General features: G+C 63.1%; 8 protein-coding genes. 1 reads left to right on the top strand and 7 read right to left on the bottom strand.

Annotation, left to right across the window (positions count from 1 at the left end; genetic code table 11):
* Positions 1-3: 3 nt before the first annotated feature.
* Together RGM2987_RS23085 and RGM2987_RS23080 are read right to left on the bottom strand one after the other, a co-directional pair.
* Positions 4-2,343 carry an ATP-dependent DNA helicase gene (locus RGM2987_RS23085; protein WP_245145123.1) on the bottom strand — a complete coding sequence of 780 codons (2,340 nt, stop codon included), beginning with the start codon at positions 2,341-2,343 and terminating at the stop codon, positions 4-6.
* Positions 2,340-3,992 (bottom strand): VRR-NUC domain-containing protein, encoded by a 1,653-nt coding sequence (locus RGM2987_RS23080; protein WP_245145122.1) that lies wholly within the window; start codon positions 3,990-3,992, stop codon positions 2,340-2,342. Before RGM2987_RS23080 ends, RGM2987_RS23085 begins: the two co-directional genes overlap by 4 nt.
* Before the next feature lie 224 nt (positions 3,993-4,216).
* On the opposite strand from RGM2987_RS23080, the gene RGM2987_RS23075 reads away from it, so the two are divergent.
* The gene (locus tag RGM2987_RS23075; RefSeq protein WP_245145121.1) at positions 4,217-4,441 is read left to right on the top strand and encodes a YgdI/YgdR family lipoprotein; all 225 of its coding nucleotides are present in this window, start codon (positions 4,217-4,219) and stop codon (positions 4,439-4,441) included.
* A gap of 266 nt (positions 4,442-4,707) precedes the next feature.
* Here RGM2987_RS23075 and RGM2987_RS23070 read toward each other — a convergent pair whose 3' ends face one another.
* From RGM2987_RS23070 to RGM2987_RS23050, 5 genes are all read right to left on the bottom strand, one after another.
* A complete protein-coding gene (locus RGM2987_RS23070) occupies positions 4,708-6,561 on the bottom strand; it encodes a polyurethanase (RefSeq protein WP_245145120.1) in 1,854 nt (617 codons plus the stop codon).
* A 174-nt stretch (positions 6,562-6,735) separates the two neighbouring features.
* Positions 6,736-9,756: an autotransporter serine protease gene (locus RGM2987_RS23065; protein ID WP_245145126.1), complete on the bottom strand. Its 3,021-nt coding sequence runs from the start codon at positions 9,754-9,756 to the stop codon at positions 6,736-6,738.
* A 254-nt stretch (positions 9,757-10,010) separates the two neighbouring features.
* Positions 10,011-11,348, bottom strand: coding sequence for a TolC family outer membrane protein (locus tag RGM2987_RS23060; RefSeq protein ID WP_245145119.1), 1,338 nt, complete (start codon positions 11,346-11,348; stop codon positions 10,011-10,013).
* 17 nt (positions 11,349-11,365) lie between these two features.
* On the bottom strand, positions 11,366-12,700 hold the full coding sequence (locus RGM2987_RS23055) for an HlyD family type I secretion periplasmic adaptor subunit (RefSeq protein ID WP_245145118.1): 1,335 nt from the start codon (positions 12,698-12,700) through the stop codon (positions 11,366-11,368).
* Entirely contained in the window at positions 12,697-14,484 is a 1,788-nt protein-coding gene (locus RGM2987_RS23050) for a type I secretion system permease/ATPase (protein ID WP_245145117.1), read from the bottom strand. Before RGM2987_RS23050 ends, RGM2987_RS23055 begins: the two co-directional genes overlap by 4 nt.
* Positions 14,485-14,503 lie beyond the last annotated feature (19 nt).

Below are 14,503 nucleotides of genomic sequence, written 5' to 3'. Positions count from 1 at the left end.
GTGTCAGCTTACGGCGATATCGGATGTGCCGACGCTTTCGCGAGCAAGCCCGCTCCCACAGGTTCTGTATCCCTCTTGATTGACTGACCACCAACGCGGCAACAAGTGCTGCACCCGGGCTTCGGCAAACCGGTCATCGATCAGCATCACAACCCCACGATCCTGCTGGGTGCGGATCACCCGTCCGGCAGCCTGTACCACCTTCTGCAAGCCGGGGTACAGGTAGGTGTAATCGTAGCCATCACCGAAAATCGCCGCCATGCGCTGTTTCATCTGCTCATTGACCGGGTTGAATTGCGCCAGACCCAGGGTGGCGATGAACGCACCGATCAGCCGTGAACCCGGTAAATCGATGCCTTCGCCGAACGCGCCGCCCAGTACCGCAAAGCCGATGCCCTGGCTGTGCTCCATGAACCGTTCGAGAAACGCCCGTCGCGGCGCTTCGCCCATGCCCCGTGATTGCGACCAGATGGCAATCGCCGGGTAGCGCTCGGCGAACAGCCCGGCGACCTGCTGCAAATAATCGAAGCTGCTGAAGAACGCCAGGTAGTTGCCCGGTCGCTCGCCGAACTGATGAGCCATCAAGTCGACAATCGGCTCCAGGGACGCCTGGCGGTGGGCAAAACGCGTGGAGATCCGGCTGACGATCTGTACGTCCAGTTGCTCGGGCTTGAACGGCGACTCGACATCGATCCACACCGTATCCGCCGGCGTACCCAGCAGGTCGGCGTAATAGTGTCGGGGGCTCAGGGTCGCAGAAAACAATACGCTGCTGCGGGCTGCCTTCAACCGCGGCCGCAGGAACCCGGCCGGCACCACGTTGCGCAGGCACAGCGTCGACAGGCGGCGTTGGCGACCAAGCTCGCGCTTGTGGATGTCGAACAGGAAGTTGTCGTCGAAGGACTCCGCCACCCGGCCAAACTGCAGGGCCTCGAAGTAAAATCCTTGTAAGCCGCTGTCCAGCCCTTGGGGATGATCATTGAGGTAATCGCCGATGGCCGTGGTGCAGCTCGCCATGGCCTGGAGCAGTTTTTCCGGCGGTTTGTCGTACGCCTGGTAGGCTGGGATTTGCGCCGCATGCAAGGCGTTCCACTGGCGATTGAGCCGTTCCAGGCTTTTCTTCAACGCCTCGGGAGCGGTTTTTCGTACCGCCGCCAGCGTCGCCTGATCGAGGGTCGCGCTGTACATCTGCCGGCCGCGCTCCACTAGGTTGTGGGCTTCGTCTACCAGGGTCGCGACGCTCCAGCCATTGGCCTGGGCCAGCCCAAAGAGCAAGGCACTGAAGTCAAAATAATAGTTGTAGTCGGCCACCACCACATCGGCCCAGCGGGCCATTTCCTGGCTGAGGTAATACGGGCAGATCTGATGCTCCAGGGCTATATCCCGCAGCGCCGCCTGATCGAGCAAGGTAACCTGGCTCGCAGCGGCCCGGGCTGCCGGAAGGCGATCGTAAAAACCGCGAGCCAGCGGGCAGGACTCGCCGTGACAGGCTTTGTCCGGGTGCTCGCAAGCCTTGTCCCGGGCGATCATTTCCAGCACACGCAATGGCATCGACGGCGCGCTGTGGCTGATCACCTGGGCCGCATCCAGTGCCAGTTTGCGCCCCGGACTCTTCGCGGTGAGGAAGTACACCTTGTCCAACTGCTGCGGCGCCAGGGCCTTGAGCATCGGGAACAGGGTGCCGATGGTCTTGCCTATCCCGGTGGGCGCCTGCGCCATCAGGCAACGGCCAGTGCTGACGGCCTTGAACACCGACTCGGCCAGGTGCCGCTGCCCTGTCCGGAAGCCGGCATGGGGAAACGCCAGGGCCTGTGCGCCGCAATTGCGCGCCTGTCGATGGGCCAATTCCTGTTCGGCCCAGGCCAGGAACAGCGCGCACTGCGCTTCAAAGAAGGCCTGGAGCTGCGTCGCCTCGAAGCTTTGCGTCAGGCAGGTTTCCTTTTCACTGACGATGTCGAAATACACCAGGGCCACGTCGATGCGCGGCAGTTGCAGCGAACTGCACATCAGCCAGCCATAGATTTTCGCCTGGGCCCAATGCAACTGGCGGTGATTGGCTGGCTGCTTGCTCAGGTCACCACGGTAGGTCTTCACTTCTTCCAGGCGATTGCCGGTTGGATCGTAGCCGTCGGCCCGACCTTTGACCTTCAGGCTCTGGTAGCAGCCTTCGAGGCTGACCTCGGCCTGGTAACCCTCGCTGCGGCGTGAGGCCACGGTGCGATGCCCGGCGATGCCTTCCAAGGCCGTGGGCGATGGGGTAAAGCGCAGGTCCAGGTCGCCGACCTTGGCGGTGAATTCACACAATGCGCGCACCGCGATGCTGTAGCTCGGCGGCGGGTTCACGCGCCCTGCTCCGCCCATTGCACGTAGCACACCGCAACCGGCATCTGGTGTTCGTGGCAGAACTCCAACCAGCGCAGCTGGTTGTCTTGCAGGCGATCACCGGGGCCTTTGACCTCGATCATCCGATAGGCCTTGCGCTGCGGCCAGAACTGGATCAGGTCCGGCATGCCGGCGCGGTTGGCCTTGATGTCCAGCAACAGACGCAGGAACCAGTGCCTGAGGTGCTCGGGGGGTAGGCAATCGAGGGCTTGCTCCAACAGCTCCCCGGACAGCGCGCCCCAGAACACGAAAGGCGACTGCACGCCCCATTTCTCGGCATAGCGTCGCAGGATGGTCTGGCGATAACGGCCATCGTCCAGCTCGGCAAAACAGGCGGCGAACAGCTCGGCGCGACGCTCGTGGAAATCTTCATTGAGCAAATCTACCGGGCCGCGCTGGAACGGGTGGAAGAACGCCCCCGGCAACGGCGCGAATATCGCCGGCCAGCACAACAGGCCGAACAGCGAGTTGATCAGGCTGTTCTCGACGTAATGCACCGGCGCGGCGTCATCGTGCAGGTGGGCCTGGACGTGATACTCCACCGACAGCGTCGGATCGATCCTGGGCAGATGCAGGTCCAGCCGCTCGACTTCCCGCGCCAGGCTGCGCGGCACCGGCGGCCCGCCGAGTTTACGCCGCAGCCTGGGGACGATCCTGAACAACGCCTGGGCCTCGGCGGCATTTTGCGGCGCCTGTGCGGCGGTTTCGCCCAGCTCGAGGGCCAATGCGTATTCACCGATGCGCTCCAGCACGCGAATCATCCGCAGCCGGGCTCCGGGGTAGGTGCAATCGCGATAGATACACAAGGCCAGGGCGAAGTCGCCGATGCGCTCACCGTGCTGGCCAATCTGGAACAGCAACTTGCCGCGACGCCGCTCCAGCCACGGATTGTCGAGGGTCAAGCCGTTGACCTGGGCAACGACCTCTTCAAGGGCCTCGCCCGCTTCGAAGCGCTGCTGGCAGTCGTGGAGGAACAGGCAGGCATCGACGTCCTGGCGGCTGCGCAAGCCGCGGGACTCGGCGCTGAATTCAACGGTTTCGTAGGTGAAGATGCCGAGATCCGCGAGCACGAACTCCGACCAGTCCTGGTAGAGATTGCCAAAGAACAGCAACCGTAGCCGATCACACAGCGGCATGACCGTCAGGCTGTACAGCCGGTCTTCAAGCTGCGGGCACCAGTCGCGAAACGTTTGAGGTTGGCTGAAATGGCCTTCCAGGGCCTGGAGCCACTCGGTCTTCCTGGCCTTGGGCTGTTCGATCAGGTGGCCCAGGCAGGACAGGATTTCGGCTTTGAGCAGCACTTCGAACAGCTCGACCAGCCCCAGGGGCGCCTGCTCATCAACCCAACCCAGGGCCAGCAACGGTGCGACGGCGCTGCCGATGTCGCCAATTTCCCCGTAGTTGAGCTTGCCGTGGCGAAAACGCAGCCCCTTGCGCATGACCATCCGCACCAGCAACCCCTGGGACCCGCGCGGCAACGCGGAGAAATCCTCGATGAAGCGCTGCTCTTCGCTGCTGAGTACATCGGCATAGCGTTGAGACAGCCAGGCGAGTACCCGCTGGAAGTTGTTCAGGTAATAAAACGGATCGTCGAGGGGATTGGCTGTCACGAAAGAAGCGCCACGGATGCTGGAATACTGGTTATGCGTACAGATATCAGCTACGAACAGCCCAGGCAACTGTAGAAGATGAACGGTCTCCTATATTTACAGGATGAAATCCTTCTGCCAGCGATGAACTTTCCTACAGCAAGCGAGACAAATGGCGGTTGACTAACGTGATGGCGCGATCGAATCAGCCGGTCCGTGTCCTTTGATTTTGAGAGGTTATGGTTATGAACATCAGGTTTCTGGGCCTGCCCCTGGTCGCCGTGGCAATCCTTGCGCTGGCCGGCTGCGCGTCCCCTACGGTCGTGACTTTGCAGAACGGCACCCAGTATTTGACCAAGGACACGCCCAATACCCGGACCAAAGACGGCTTCTATGAGTTCGAAGACATCTCTGGCAAGCAAGTGCGGGTCCGCGCCGATGATGTGGCGACGATTCGCAAGGAAGATTGATCCTGATGGATCGGGGGTGAATCGAATACCGCTATCGCGAGCAGGCTCGGTCCCACAGCGGTTGTCGGTTGCCTGAGGATCTGGATTCACCCCCGATCCTTTGTGGGAGCGGGCTTGCTCGCGAAGACAGTGTGTCAGGTTAATCGATACTAACTGAACCACCGCTTTCGCGAGCAAGCCCGCTCCCACAGTAGGGCTCGGGTGTTTGCAAAATCTGAGTTCACCATCGATCCCTTGTGGGAGCGAGCTTGCTCGCGATGAGGGCCTCAGGCAAACACGATACCGTCGCCCGCCACCTGCCCCAGGTTTACCCCGACCAGCGTCACAGCGCTGTCGCCAACCTTGAGCACCGTGTCGCTGCCCACCTGGCTCAGGTGCTGGCTGTAGTCGTAACCGGTGCCCGCACCCTGCACGCCGATGAACACCAGCTTATCCCCGGCGTCGAAACCACTGATGCGATCCTGGCCGAACGCGCCATTGAAGATAAAGGTGTCACTGCCGCCGCCCGACTGCATCAGGTCATTACCCGTGCCGCCGACGAAGGTGTCGTTGCCTTTGCCTCCCACCAGCGTGTCATTGCCGTCCTGGCCGAACAGCCAGTCGCCAGCCGCTCGCGCTACCAATGTATCGTTGGCGGCGCTGCCCTGGGCCGATGATGCATAGGTCGTCAGGTGGCTGCCGGCCAGCAGGCCGTCGGCGGTCACGCTGTGGTTCACCTCATCCTTGAGCAGCCCCCAGAACAACCCGGACTCCTGGCTGACCAGCGTGCCGATGTCGCGGGTGATGCTGATCCCGCCGTGGGCGTCGCGCAGGTACAGCGTTCCGGCGCCATCCCGGGCGACACTCAAATCATTGATCGATTGCTGCAACTGCAAGCTGTTGTTGCCCTGCCCTCCAAGGATCACGTTGTAGCCGCCACCGTCGCGGAAGGTGTCGCTGCCGGCGCGTCCTTCGAGGTAATCATTGCCTTGGCCGCCCTGGATCAGGTCGTCCTTGTCGGTGCCGATGATGAAAGTGCTGCCGGTATGCGTCTCGGCGTTGCGATTGAGGTCCTGGACCCAGGTGTTGCCCCGCGCCGGGTCCGAGAGGTTGGCGACGATGACGGTGGAATCCTTTTCGGTGAGGTCGTAGAACGCCGACCCCATGACCCGGCCCATACCGTCGCCGTAACCGGTGGGCAGATGGGAGATCCAAGTGGGGATGTTGAGGATGGAAAACGGCAACACATTCCAGGTCGCTGAAGCGTAATGGTCATTGAAACTGACGATGTTGTTGGTGGCCGAGTCCTGCGGCGTATCGTGCACGCCCACCGAGGACAGATTGAACGTCGAGCCGTCCAGGGCGCGGAACACCGGATCGTTTTCATAGCCTATGTTCAGCACCTTGTCCGTGCTGCTTTGGGTTGGCGAGGCGTAGGCGATGTAATTCGCATCGTTGTAGAAGCCCGACCATTGGCTGGCGCTCAAGTCCGCCAGGCTGTTGACCGCCAGCCCGCCCAGGCTGTGGCCGCTGACCAGGACCTCCTTACCGCTCAAGCCGTGGGCCTGGGCGAATTTCGCAACGTCGCCGAGCAGGTTGCCGAAGGCTTCGCCGGCGTAGTTTTTCGCATAATCCTTGGGGCCAAGCGCCGCCATCAGGTCATTGATCCCATCGCCGATGGAGTCGACGATCAGGTTTTCCCGCGGGCCGCTGGTGCCGCGAAACGACACGCCGATTTCCGTCAGGTGCCCGGCGGCGTCGTACTTGCCCAGGATCTCCACCTGGGCGGTGGTGTAGCCGGCCTTCTCGCCGAAGAACGTCCCGCGTCCGTCCACTTTGCCGGTGTAGCCCAGTTGTGAGGCGCTGATGGGCGTCCAGCCGGCTTTTTGCAACGCTTGCAGGGCGAGTTTTTCCGAGTCGGGATTCCACGGAACACCGGGGATCACGCCCTGGGAATCGGTGCCGCCCAGCAACGCGGTGACCAACGTTGCCGGCAGGCCGGTCCCGAAGCCGTTGTGCTGGTAGCCGGCTGCAAAGCCGTTGTCGAGGTTGTGGTAGGAATACAACATGATCGCCATCGCATCGCTGACCAATGCTTTGGATTCAAGGGTGCCCAGGTGTTTGTAGTCGTAGAGACCCATGGTGCTTACTCACTTTTTGTTGTTGGAATGGCTTTTCGAAGTTGCGCGAAACTTTTGTGGCGAGGGAGCTTGCTCCCGCTGGGCTGCGCAGCAGCCCAAAAAAGCTTGCGAGCGCTGCGCACTCGAGCGGGAGCAAGCTCCCTCGCCACAAGGGGATGCGTTTAGGCCACGCGGTCAGAACTGCCAATCCAGCGTCAGCCCCACGCCATGGGTTTTATCCCGCGAGCCCAGCAAACCGTTGTAGTCCAGGTTGACGCGCACGTCCTTGGCCACCGCCAGCCCGGCACGGGCGCCGACCACTGCGGCGTTGCGGTCCATCGACACGCTTTGCACCGCGAAAGTGTTCGGACTGCCGGCGAAGGCCAGGTCCTGCTCGGAGCGGGTGTTGCTCAGGTTGTGCTGCCAGCCGAGGGAGCCGGACAGTTGCAGTTGCTGCTCCTGCGACAGCGCCAGGGTTCGGCCGACCCGCAGGCCCAGGGTCGAGAGCACGGCATCGCGACGATCATCGCCTCCGCGCAGGGCGGCGTTGTCACCTTTCTCGCGGAAGCTGTCGCTGTCCAGATGCACATAGGCCAGGTTGGCAAACGGTTCCAATGCCAGCGGTTGCAGGTCGAGGCGATAGGCCGCTTCGGTGAACAGTTGGGCACTTCGGGCATCGCGCTTGGTTTTCTCCCGGCCAGCGGTGTCGCCCCACTGCACGTCACGCTGCACGTCAATGCGATGCCAGCTGTAGGCGCCACCGACGCTCAGGCGCAGGTCGTCGATTTCATGCCCCAGGTAGGCGCCCAGATGATAGCTGTCGACCTTGGCCGAGGAATGCGTGCCATCGCCCATGCTCAGTGAACTGTCGCTGTAGCCGGTGACGAAACCCAGGCGGGTCTGCTCGCCGATCAAGCCATCGACACCGGCCAGCAAGCCACCGATGGAGCGGGTGGAGCTGGCGTTGTCATGACCGCCATCGCTTTTGCCCCACGCTCCGAGCACCTTGACCCAGGCGTTGCTGTTTGCATCGGTCGGCGTGTTGGCGTCATACAGCGCGTCCTGGCGCAGGCGGTCGGTCACGGCTTCGCGCAGGTGGCGACTGTCGTTGATCAACAACGTACCGACGGCCGGATGGATCTCGCCGGACAGTTGCTGGAACGCCTGTTGCGCCGCCGCGGCGCTGGGTGACAACAACAAGGCTTCGTAGAGCCCGTTGCCCGCCCCGAGTTGTTCGGCGGCGCTCGCCACGGCACGTTGATTGGGCGTCAGGCCAAGACTGGCAAACGATGTGTCATTGCGCTGCACCGCCAGCTGAATACCGTTACCGGTGTAGGCCAGGTCGCCGCCGAGAAACGCGTAGTTGGGCAAGACCTCGCCGAAGCGCCCTTCGATACCGCCGGCGGCCTGAAGGATATTGAACTGCGTGCCGACCAGGCTTTTCACCTCGCTGGCGGTGAGCAGCGTTGCGCTGTTTTCCAGGGACAGCGCCACTGTCGCGCCGTCGATGGACGCCTTGCCGCCCGCGACGATCAGGTCGCTGGAGATCGGCGAGACTTCCACCGCGTAGGTCGAACCGGGCTGGAATATCACGTCACCGGCCACTTGCAGCGTACCGATGGAATTGCCCGGCGCCACACTGCTGCCGCGGTTGGCGGTCAGACTGGCGATGCGTCCGTTGCCGCCGAGGCTGCCGCCGTCATTGACCGTGACAGCCGACGTCAGCGAGCCGTTGATCGCCAATCGACCCTGATTGACCAGGGTCGGACCGCTGTAGGTGTTTTCACCGGTCAGCACCAGCGTACCGATCCCTTCCTTGGTCAGCCCGCCATGACCGGAAATGTCATTGCCCCAGACGTCCAGGCCGCACTGGATGCCGCTGCATACCCGTTCGGTGGGCTTACCGGCGTCGATGATTGCGCCGATGCCCGGCAAGTCCGCCACGAACTGCCCGGAGCCGTAGGCGCCGTCGATGCGAAACGCTGCAGGAATGTCCTGTTCGGTGACCAGCATCGACGGGCCATCGATGGCCTTGCCCAGGTTGATCATGCCCCAGCCATAAAGCGAATCGACCCCCGGCGCGCCCATGTCGGTGGCCGTGGTGCGCAACACGCTGGCGATCTGCGCGCCGGTCATGTAGGGGAAGCGCTCCATCAGCACCGCCGCACTGCCGGCCACATGGGGCGCGGCCATGGAGGTGCCGCTCTTGTTGCCGTAGCCCACGGTCAGGTCGTCGGCGCTGGTGCCACCGATGACCGCGCTGTAGACCCGGGTACCCGGTGCCGACACGCAGAAGCTTGCCGTGTAGCCGCAGCGCGAGGAGAAGGTGCTGATGGTGTAGGGATTCGGGCTGGTGGTGTCCGGGTTGACTTGCAGGGCGGCGACGGTAAGCCAGTTCGGCGCGATCTCCGGCACGAAATACGCCAGGCCGGCGATGGCGTCGGGGTTGTTCAGGTTGTAATCGTTACCGGCGGCAAAGATTGTCACGATGCCACTGCGGGCGGCGGCGATGGCGCCTTCATAGGCACCGCCAGGCTTGGTGCCCAGCAACGGTTTGATCTGGTCGAATTGCAGTTGTGCGTCCTGCACGGTGAAGTGCGGAAACGCCGGGTCTCGGCCGCCCTGGTCGAAGCGGTCAGTGATGCCGATGCCCCAGCTGTTGTTGATGATCCGTGCGCCGCTGGCAATCAAGGCATCCCAACCGGCCTTGTACACCGCGCCGTCGTTGCCAAGGATGATGCCGTCCTCGGGGCCTGGGTCACCGTTGTCGGCGCTGATGATCTGCGCGTCGAACGCCACGCCGTGCATCGGTCCGCCGTCACGACTACCGGCCGCGATCCCGCCGACGTGGGTGCCGTGGGAACCGAGCTTGCCATCGGAGCCGACCGTGGGCGAGCCGTCATAGCGGAACGGGTCGCCGGCCTTTACCGGAATGTAGGGGTCGGTGTATTCGCGGATGCCGCTGGTGACCAGGGTCACGACTTTGTCGTTGCCGGAGAACTCCGGGTGAGCCGCATACACCGGCTGGTCGAAGATCCCCAGCTTCACGCCCTTGCCGGTGTAGCCCGCCGCGTAGGCCTGCTGGGCGTTGATCGCACCCAGGCCCCACTCGGCATTGAATTCGCTGCTACGCCAGCTGTCCGGGTTACCCCGGGTACCGCCTTCGACATAAGGCGCCGCCTGGGCCGTGCCCAGGGTTGCCAGTGCGCAGAGCATGGCGTGGTTGAGGGTCTTGAGCAGAAACACGCGTCCGGTTTTGCCGGGATGTTTGTTGTTATCGGTTTTCATCACTAACCATCCTTAGTTGTTGCAAAGATCCTGTGGCCTGCACTTGGGGTACTGACTGGCATGGTCCTGTGGCGAGGGGATTTATCCCCGTTCGTCTGCAAAGCAGACGCTAGACCCTGGGGCCGCTACGCGACCCAACGGGGATAAATCCCCTCGCCACAAAGACTTGGTCAGCCAATGAGTCAGTGGGTTACAAACGCTTCATCCACCTTCGCCAAGTCCTGCGCCCCCAGCGTGCCGGCGTAGTAGTGCAATTTGGTCCAGGCCATCAGGTAGTCGTAGCGGGCCTGGGCCAGGTCGCGGCGGGTGGTGTAGAGCTGTTGTTCGGCGTTGAGCGCGTCGAGGTTGACCCGCTCGCCGCCGAGGATGCTTTGCCGGGTCGACACCACCAGCGCCTCGGCAGAAGCCAGGGCTTTCTGATAGGCCCGCAGTTTGTTTACCCCGGACACACAGGCGCTGAACTGGCGGCGCAGTTCGATCAGGGTTTCGCGGGTTTTGGCATCCAGCTCGTACTCGGCCTGCTCCATGTGGCGGCTGGCCTGGCGGGTCGAGGCCGAAACCCCGCCGCCGGCGTACAGCGGCACGCTGACTTCCAGGCCGATGGTGTTGGTGTCATAGCGCTGGTTATAAGTGTTGCCGCTCTCTGACTCGTTCTGGCGCATCGTCGCGTAGGCATTGATCTTCGGCAGGTGGCCGGCGCGATTGCGCTCCACCTCATAGCGCGCCACATCCACCGCCTGACGCTGGGAGGCCAGGTTCGGGTTGTTGCTCACCGCCAGTTCGTGCCAGGTGTCAAAACTGGCCGGCTGCAAGGCAAAGGTCTGGAAGCTGTCGTTCAGTGGCGCCAGGTCGCCGATATCCAGGGCCGGCGCGCCAATCAGTGAACCCAGCTCACGCAAGGCGGCATCCTGCTCATTGCGTGCCTCGATTTCTTCGGCCGTTGCCAGTTCATAGCGGGATTCGGCTTCCAGGATGTCGGTGCGCGTCCCCTCCCCCTGGCGGAACAACTGCTCGTTCTGCCGAAACTGTTGCTCGAAGGCTTTCTTCCTGGCCTGGGCGATGTCGATCTGGTCCTGGGCGAACAACGCCTGGGTGTAACTGCTCAGCACTCGCACCAACAGTTCCTGGCTTTTGCCACGGAAATTTTCGTCGGCGAACAGCGCCTGGGCCACGCCTTTGCGATAAGCCGCGTAGGCCTCGTAGTCGAGCAATGGTTGTTGCAGGGTCAGGCTGGAGCCAAAGCTGCTGTAGTTACGGTCGTCATGCTGGCTGGCGCCGCGGTCGTTGAGGTAGGTGACCTTGGACTGGTTGCGGCCCTTGTTGTAGCTGTAGCCCAGGTGCGGCAGCAGCCCGGCGCGGCCGATGGCGCGATTCTCCAGACCTGCGTCGCGCTCCTTGATCGCCCCCAGGTAGACCGGGTCATTGCGCAACGCCTGCTCGTAGAACTCAAACGGGCCCATGGCCCAGGCATTGGGACAGCTAAAAGCGGCCAGCACGGCCAGCCAGTGGAAACGCTTCATGGCGCCGGACATCCTTCTTATTCTTCGGTCAACGCAACGCCTGCTCGGTCGAGCAGCGGTTTGAACAGGTAGTTGAGTAGCGAGCGCTCGCCAGTACGCACGAACATCTCGGCCGGCATCCCCGGCTTGATCACCAGGCCGTTGAGCTTTTCCAGAGCAGTATCACTGACGCTGCTGCGCAGCACGTAATAGGGCGCCCCGGTCTTTTCATCGATCATCTGGTCGGCGGAGATCAGGCTGACCTCCCCCGAGACCCGGGGCGTGCGGTTCTGGTTGAAGGCGGTGAACAGGATATCTACCGGCAAATGGGTGCCGACCTTGTCGATCAGGTTGACCGGCAGGTGCCCTTCGACTTCCAACCGGGTGCCTTGGGGCACGATTTCCAGCAAGGTATCGCCCTGGCGCACCACCGCGCCTTCGGTATGGACGCCGAGGTTGACGGCGATGCCATCGGCGGTGGCGAGGATTTCGCTGTGTTGCAACTCGAACCCCGCGGATTTCAACTGTTGTTGCAGGGTTTCGCTCTTGAGCTGGGCCTCGGCCAGCTGGCTGCGCACTTCCTTCTGGTATTCCTCCTGGTGCTGCTGCAGCTTCAGGCGAGATTCGACAATCCCTTGCTCGACCCGGCCGCTCTCGCCGCTGTTCTGCGCCAGCTCCTGCTGCACTTGCGACAACTGACGCTGGTAGTCGAGCAAGCGGTTGCGCGGGATGTAGCCGTTGTCCGCCAAGGGTTGCAGATTGCCCAGTTGCAGGCGCAGGGATTCGGCCTGGGCCGTCAGGTCGCCGCGGGCCCGGCGCATGCCCGCCAGTTGCGCGGTGGCGCCTTCGATGGCAGCGCGCAACGCAGCCTGCTCCCGGGCGAAGGCTTCCCGGCGGCTGCTGAACAGTTGCCTTTGGCCTTCGAGCACCAAGGCCAGGCGCGGGTCGGGATCGTGGCTCAGTTCGGCCGGGAAACTCACTTGCGTGAGGCTGTCACGCTCGCTTTGCCAACGGGCCAGGCTGGCCCAGGCCATCCGGTACTGGGCCTGCAACGCTTGGACATCGGCGGCGGCCTGGGTCTGGTCCAGGCGGAACAGCGGTTGGCCCTGGATAACCGCCTCGCCTTCGCGCACCAGGATCCGGCTGACCACGCCGCCGCTCATCGATTGCACCGCTTTGCGCTTGCCGGAGACTACGACGGTGCCTTGCACGGGGATGCCTTGGTCCAATGGCGCGAGACTGGCCCAGGTGAAGAAACTGCCGGCGCCGATGAGCGCCAGCAGCCAGCCCAGGCGAGTGAAGAAACGGGCGTCGCGCTCGGGGCGCTCAAACGCTTGAGTGTGTTCGACGTTCATGCAGCAATCCTTGCTCATGCGCTGCCGGGTTTGCCGGCAGCCTGGTATTGGCGACTCATGCTCAGGCCGTTGGGGGTTGGCTGAGGGCTCGCGGGCTGCGCACCTCGCTGTGATTCCGACTGCCCCGACAGCGCTCGCAGCACCTCCTGGCTTGGCCCGAAGGTCTGGAGCCGGCCTTCGTTGAGCACCAGCAACTTATCGGCCTGGGCCAGGGCCGAGGAACGATGGGTGACCAGCACGACGCTGGTGCCCTGGGCTTTCATTTGCGCGATGGCGCTGGACAGCGCGGCCTCGCCGACCGTGTCGAGGTTCGAGTTGGGTTCGTCGAGCACCACCAGGCTGGGTCGGTCGTACAGCGCCCGGGCCAGGGCGACGCGTTGCTTCTGCCCGCCGGACAAGCCGCTGCCATCCTCGCCCAACAGCGTGTCGTAGCCCTGGGGCATGCGCAGGATCAGTTCATGGACCCCCGCCTGTTGCGCAGCCGCCACCACTTTCTCCGGATCGGCCTCGCGAAACCGGGCGATGTTGTCGGCAATGCTGCCGCTGAACAGCTCGATGTCCTGGGGCAGATAGCCGATGTACGGGCCAAGCTGGTCGCGATTCCAGCGGTGGATGTCCGCCCCATCAAGGCGCACCGTGCCACCGAGGGTCGGCCAGACTCCCACAAGCACCCGAGCCAGTGTCGATTTGCCGGAGCCCGACGCTCCCAGCACCCCGAGCACTTCGCCGGCGGCCAGTGCGAAGCTGATCTGTTGCAGCGTCGCCTGGCGTTGCCCGGGCGGGCCGGCGCTGATCTGCTCGAAGCTCACCTGGCCCTTGGGCGCCGGCAACGCCATCCCCTCGTCCTGCGGCGCAAACGCCTGCAACAGCGCATCCAGGCGCCGGTAGGCCAGCTTGGCACCACTCCACTGCTTCCACACCGCAATCAGTTGGTCGATGGGGCTTAACACCCGGCCCATCAGGATCGACCCGGCGATCATCATCCCGGCAGTCATCTGGCCCTTGATCACCAGCAGCGCCCCCAACCCCAGGACCAACGATTGCAGGCAAAGGCGCAGGGTCTTGCTCAGTGAACTGATCACCGCACCGGTATCACTGGCCTGGTTCTGCAAGCCCAGGAAGCGCGAATGCACGGCAAACCAGCGCCCCCGCAGCGCATTGAGCATGCCCATGGCCTGGATGGTCTCGGCGTTGTGCAGATGGCTGGTGGCCAGTTGGCTGGAACGTTGGGAGAACACGCTGGCCTGGCCCAACGGTTTCCTGGTCATGGCTTCGTTCAGGCAGGCCAGGCCGATCAGCAGCAGCGTGCCGACGGAGGCAAACACGCCGAGCCAGACGTTGAACAGGTAGATCACCAGCAGATAGATCGGGAACCACGGTGCGTCGAAGAATGCGAACAGCGCCGGCCCGGTGACGAACTGGCGGATCTGAGTAAGATCGCCCAAGGACTGCCCGGCATTGCCCTCACCCTGCTGCAGGTTGCGCTCGAACGCCGCCTGGTACACCTGAAGGTTGAAACGTCGCTCCAACTGGCTGCCGATGCGGATGACGACGAAGCTGCGCAGCATTTCCAGCAGCCCGATGAAGACAAAGAACCCAACGACCATCAGCGACAACATCCACAAGGTCGTTTCATTCTGGGATGACAAGCCCCGGTCATACACCTGGAGCATGTAAATCGACGGCGCGAGCATCAGCACATTGATCAAGGCGGTAAAACAACCGACGCTGATCAAGATGCTCTTGTAATCGCCCAGCGCTTTAAACAACGGCATTGCGGCGGCACTCCTTGCCTTATTCATGGTCTTCCTTGCTGTTGGT

It is taken from the genome of Pseudomonas sp. RGM2987 (genome assembly GCF_022952855.1).
Classification (GTDB): domain Bacteria; phylum Pseudomonadota; class Gammaproteobacteria; order Pseudomonadales; family Pseudomonadaceae; genus Aquipseudomonas.
Note: the sequence above shows the minus strand (reverse complement) of the source record. Positions and strands in the feature narration are given on the sequence as shown.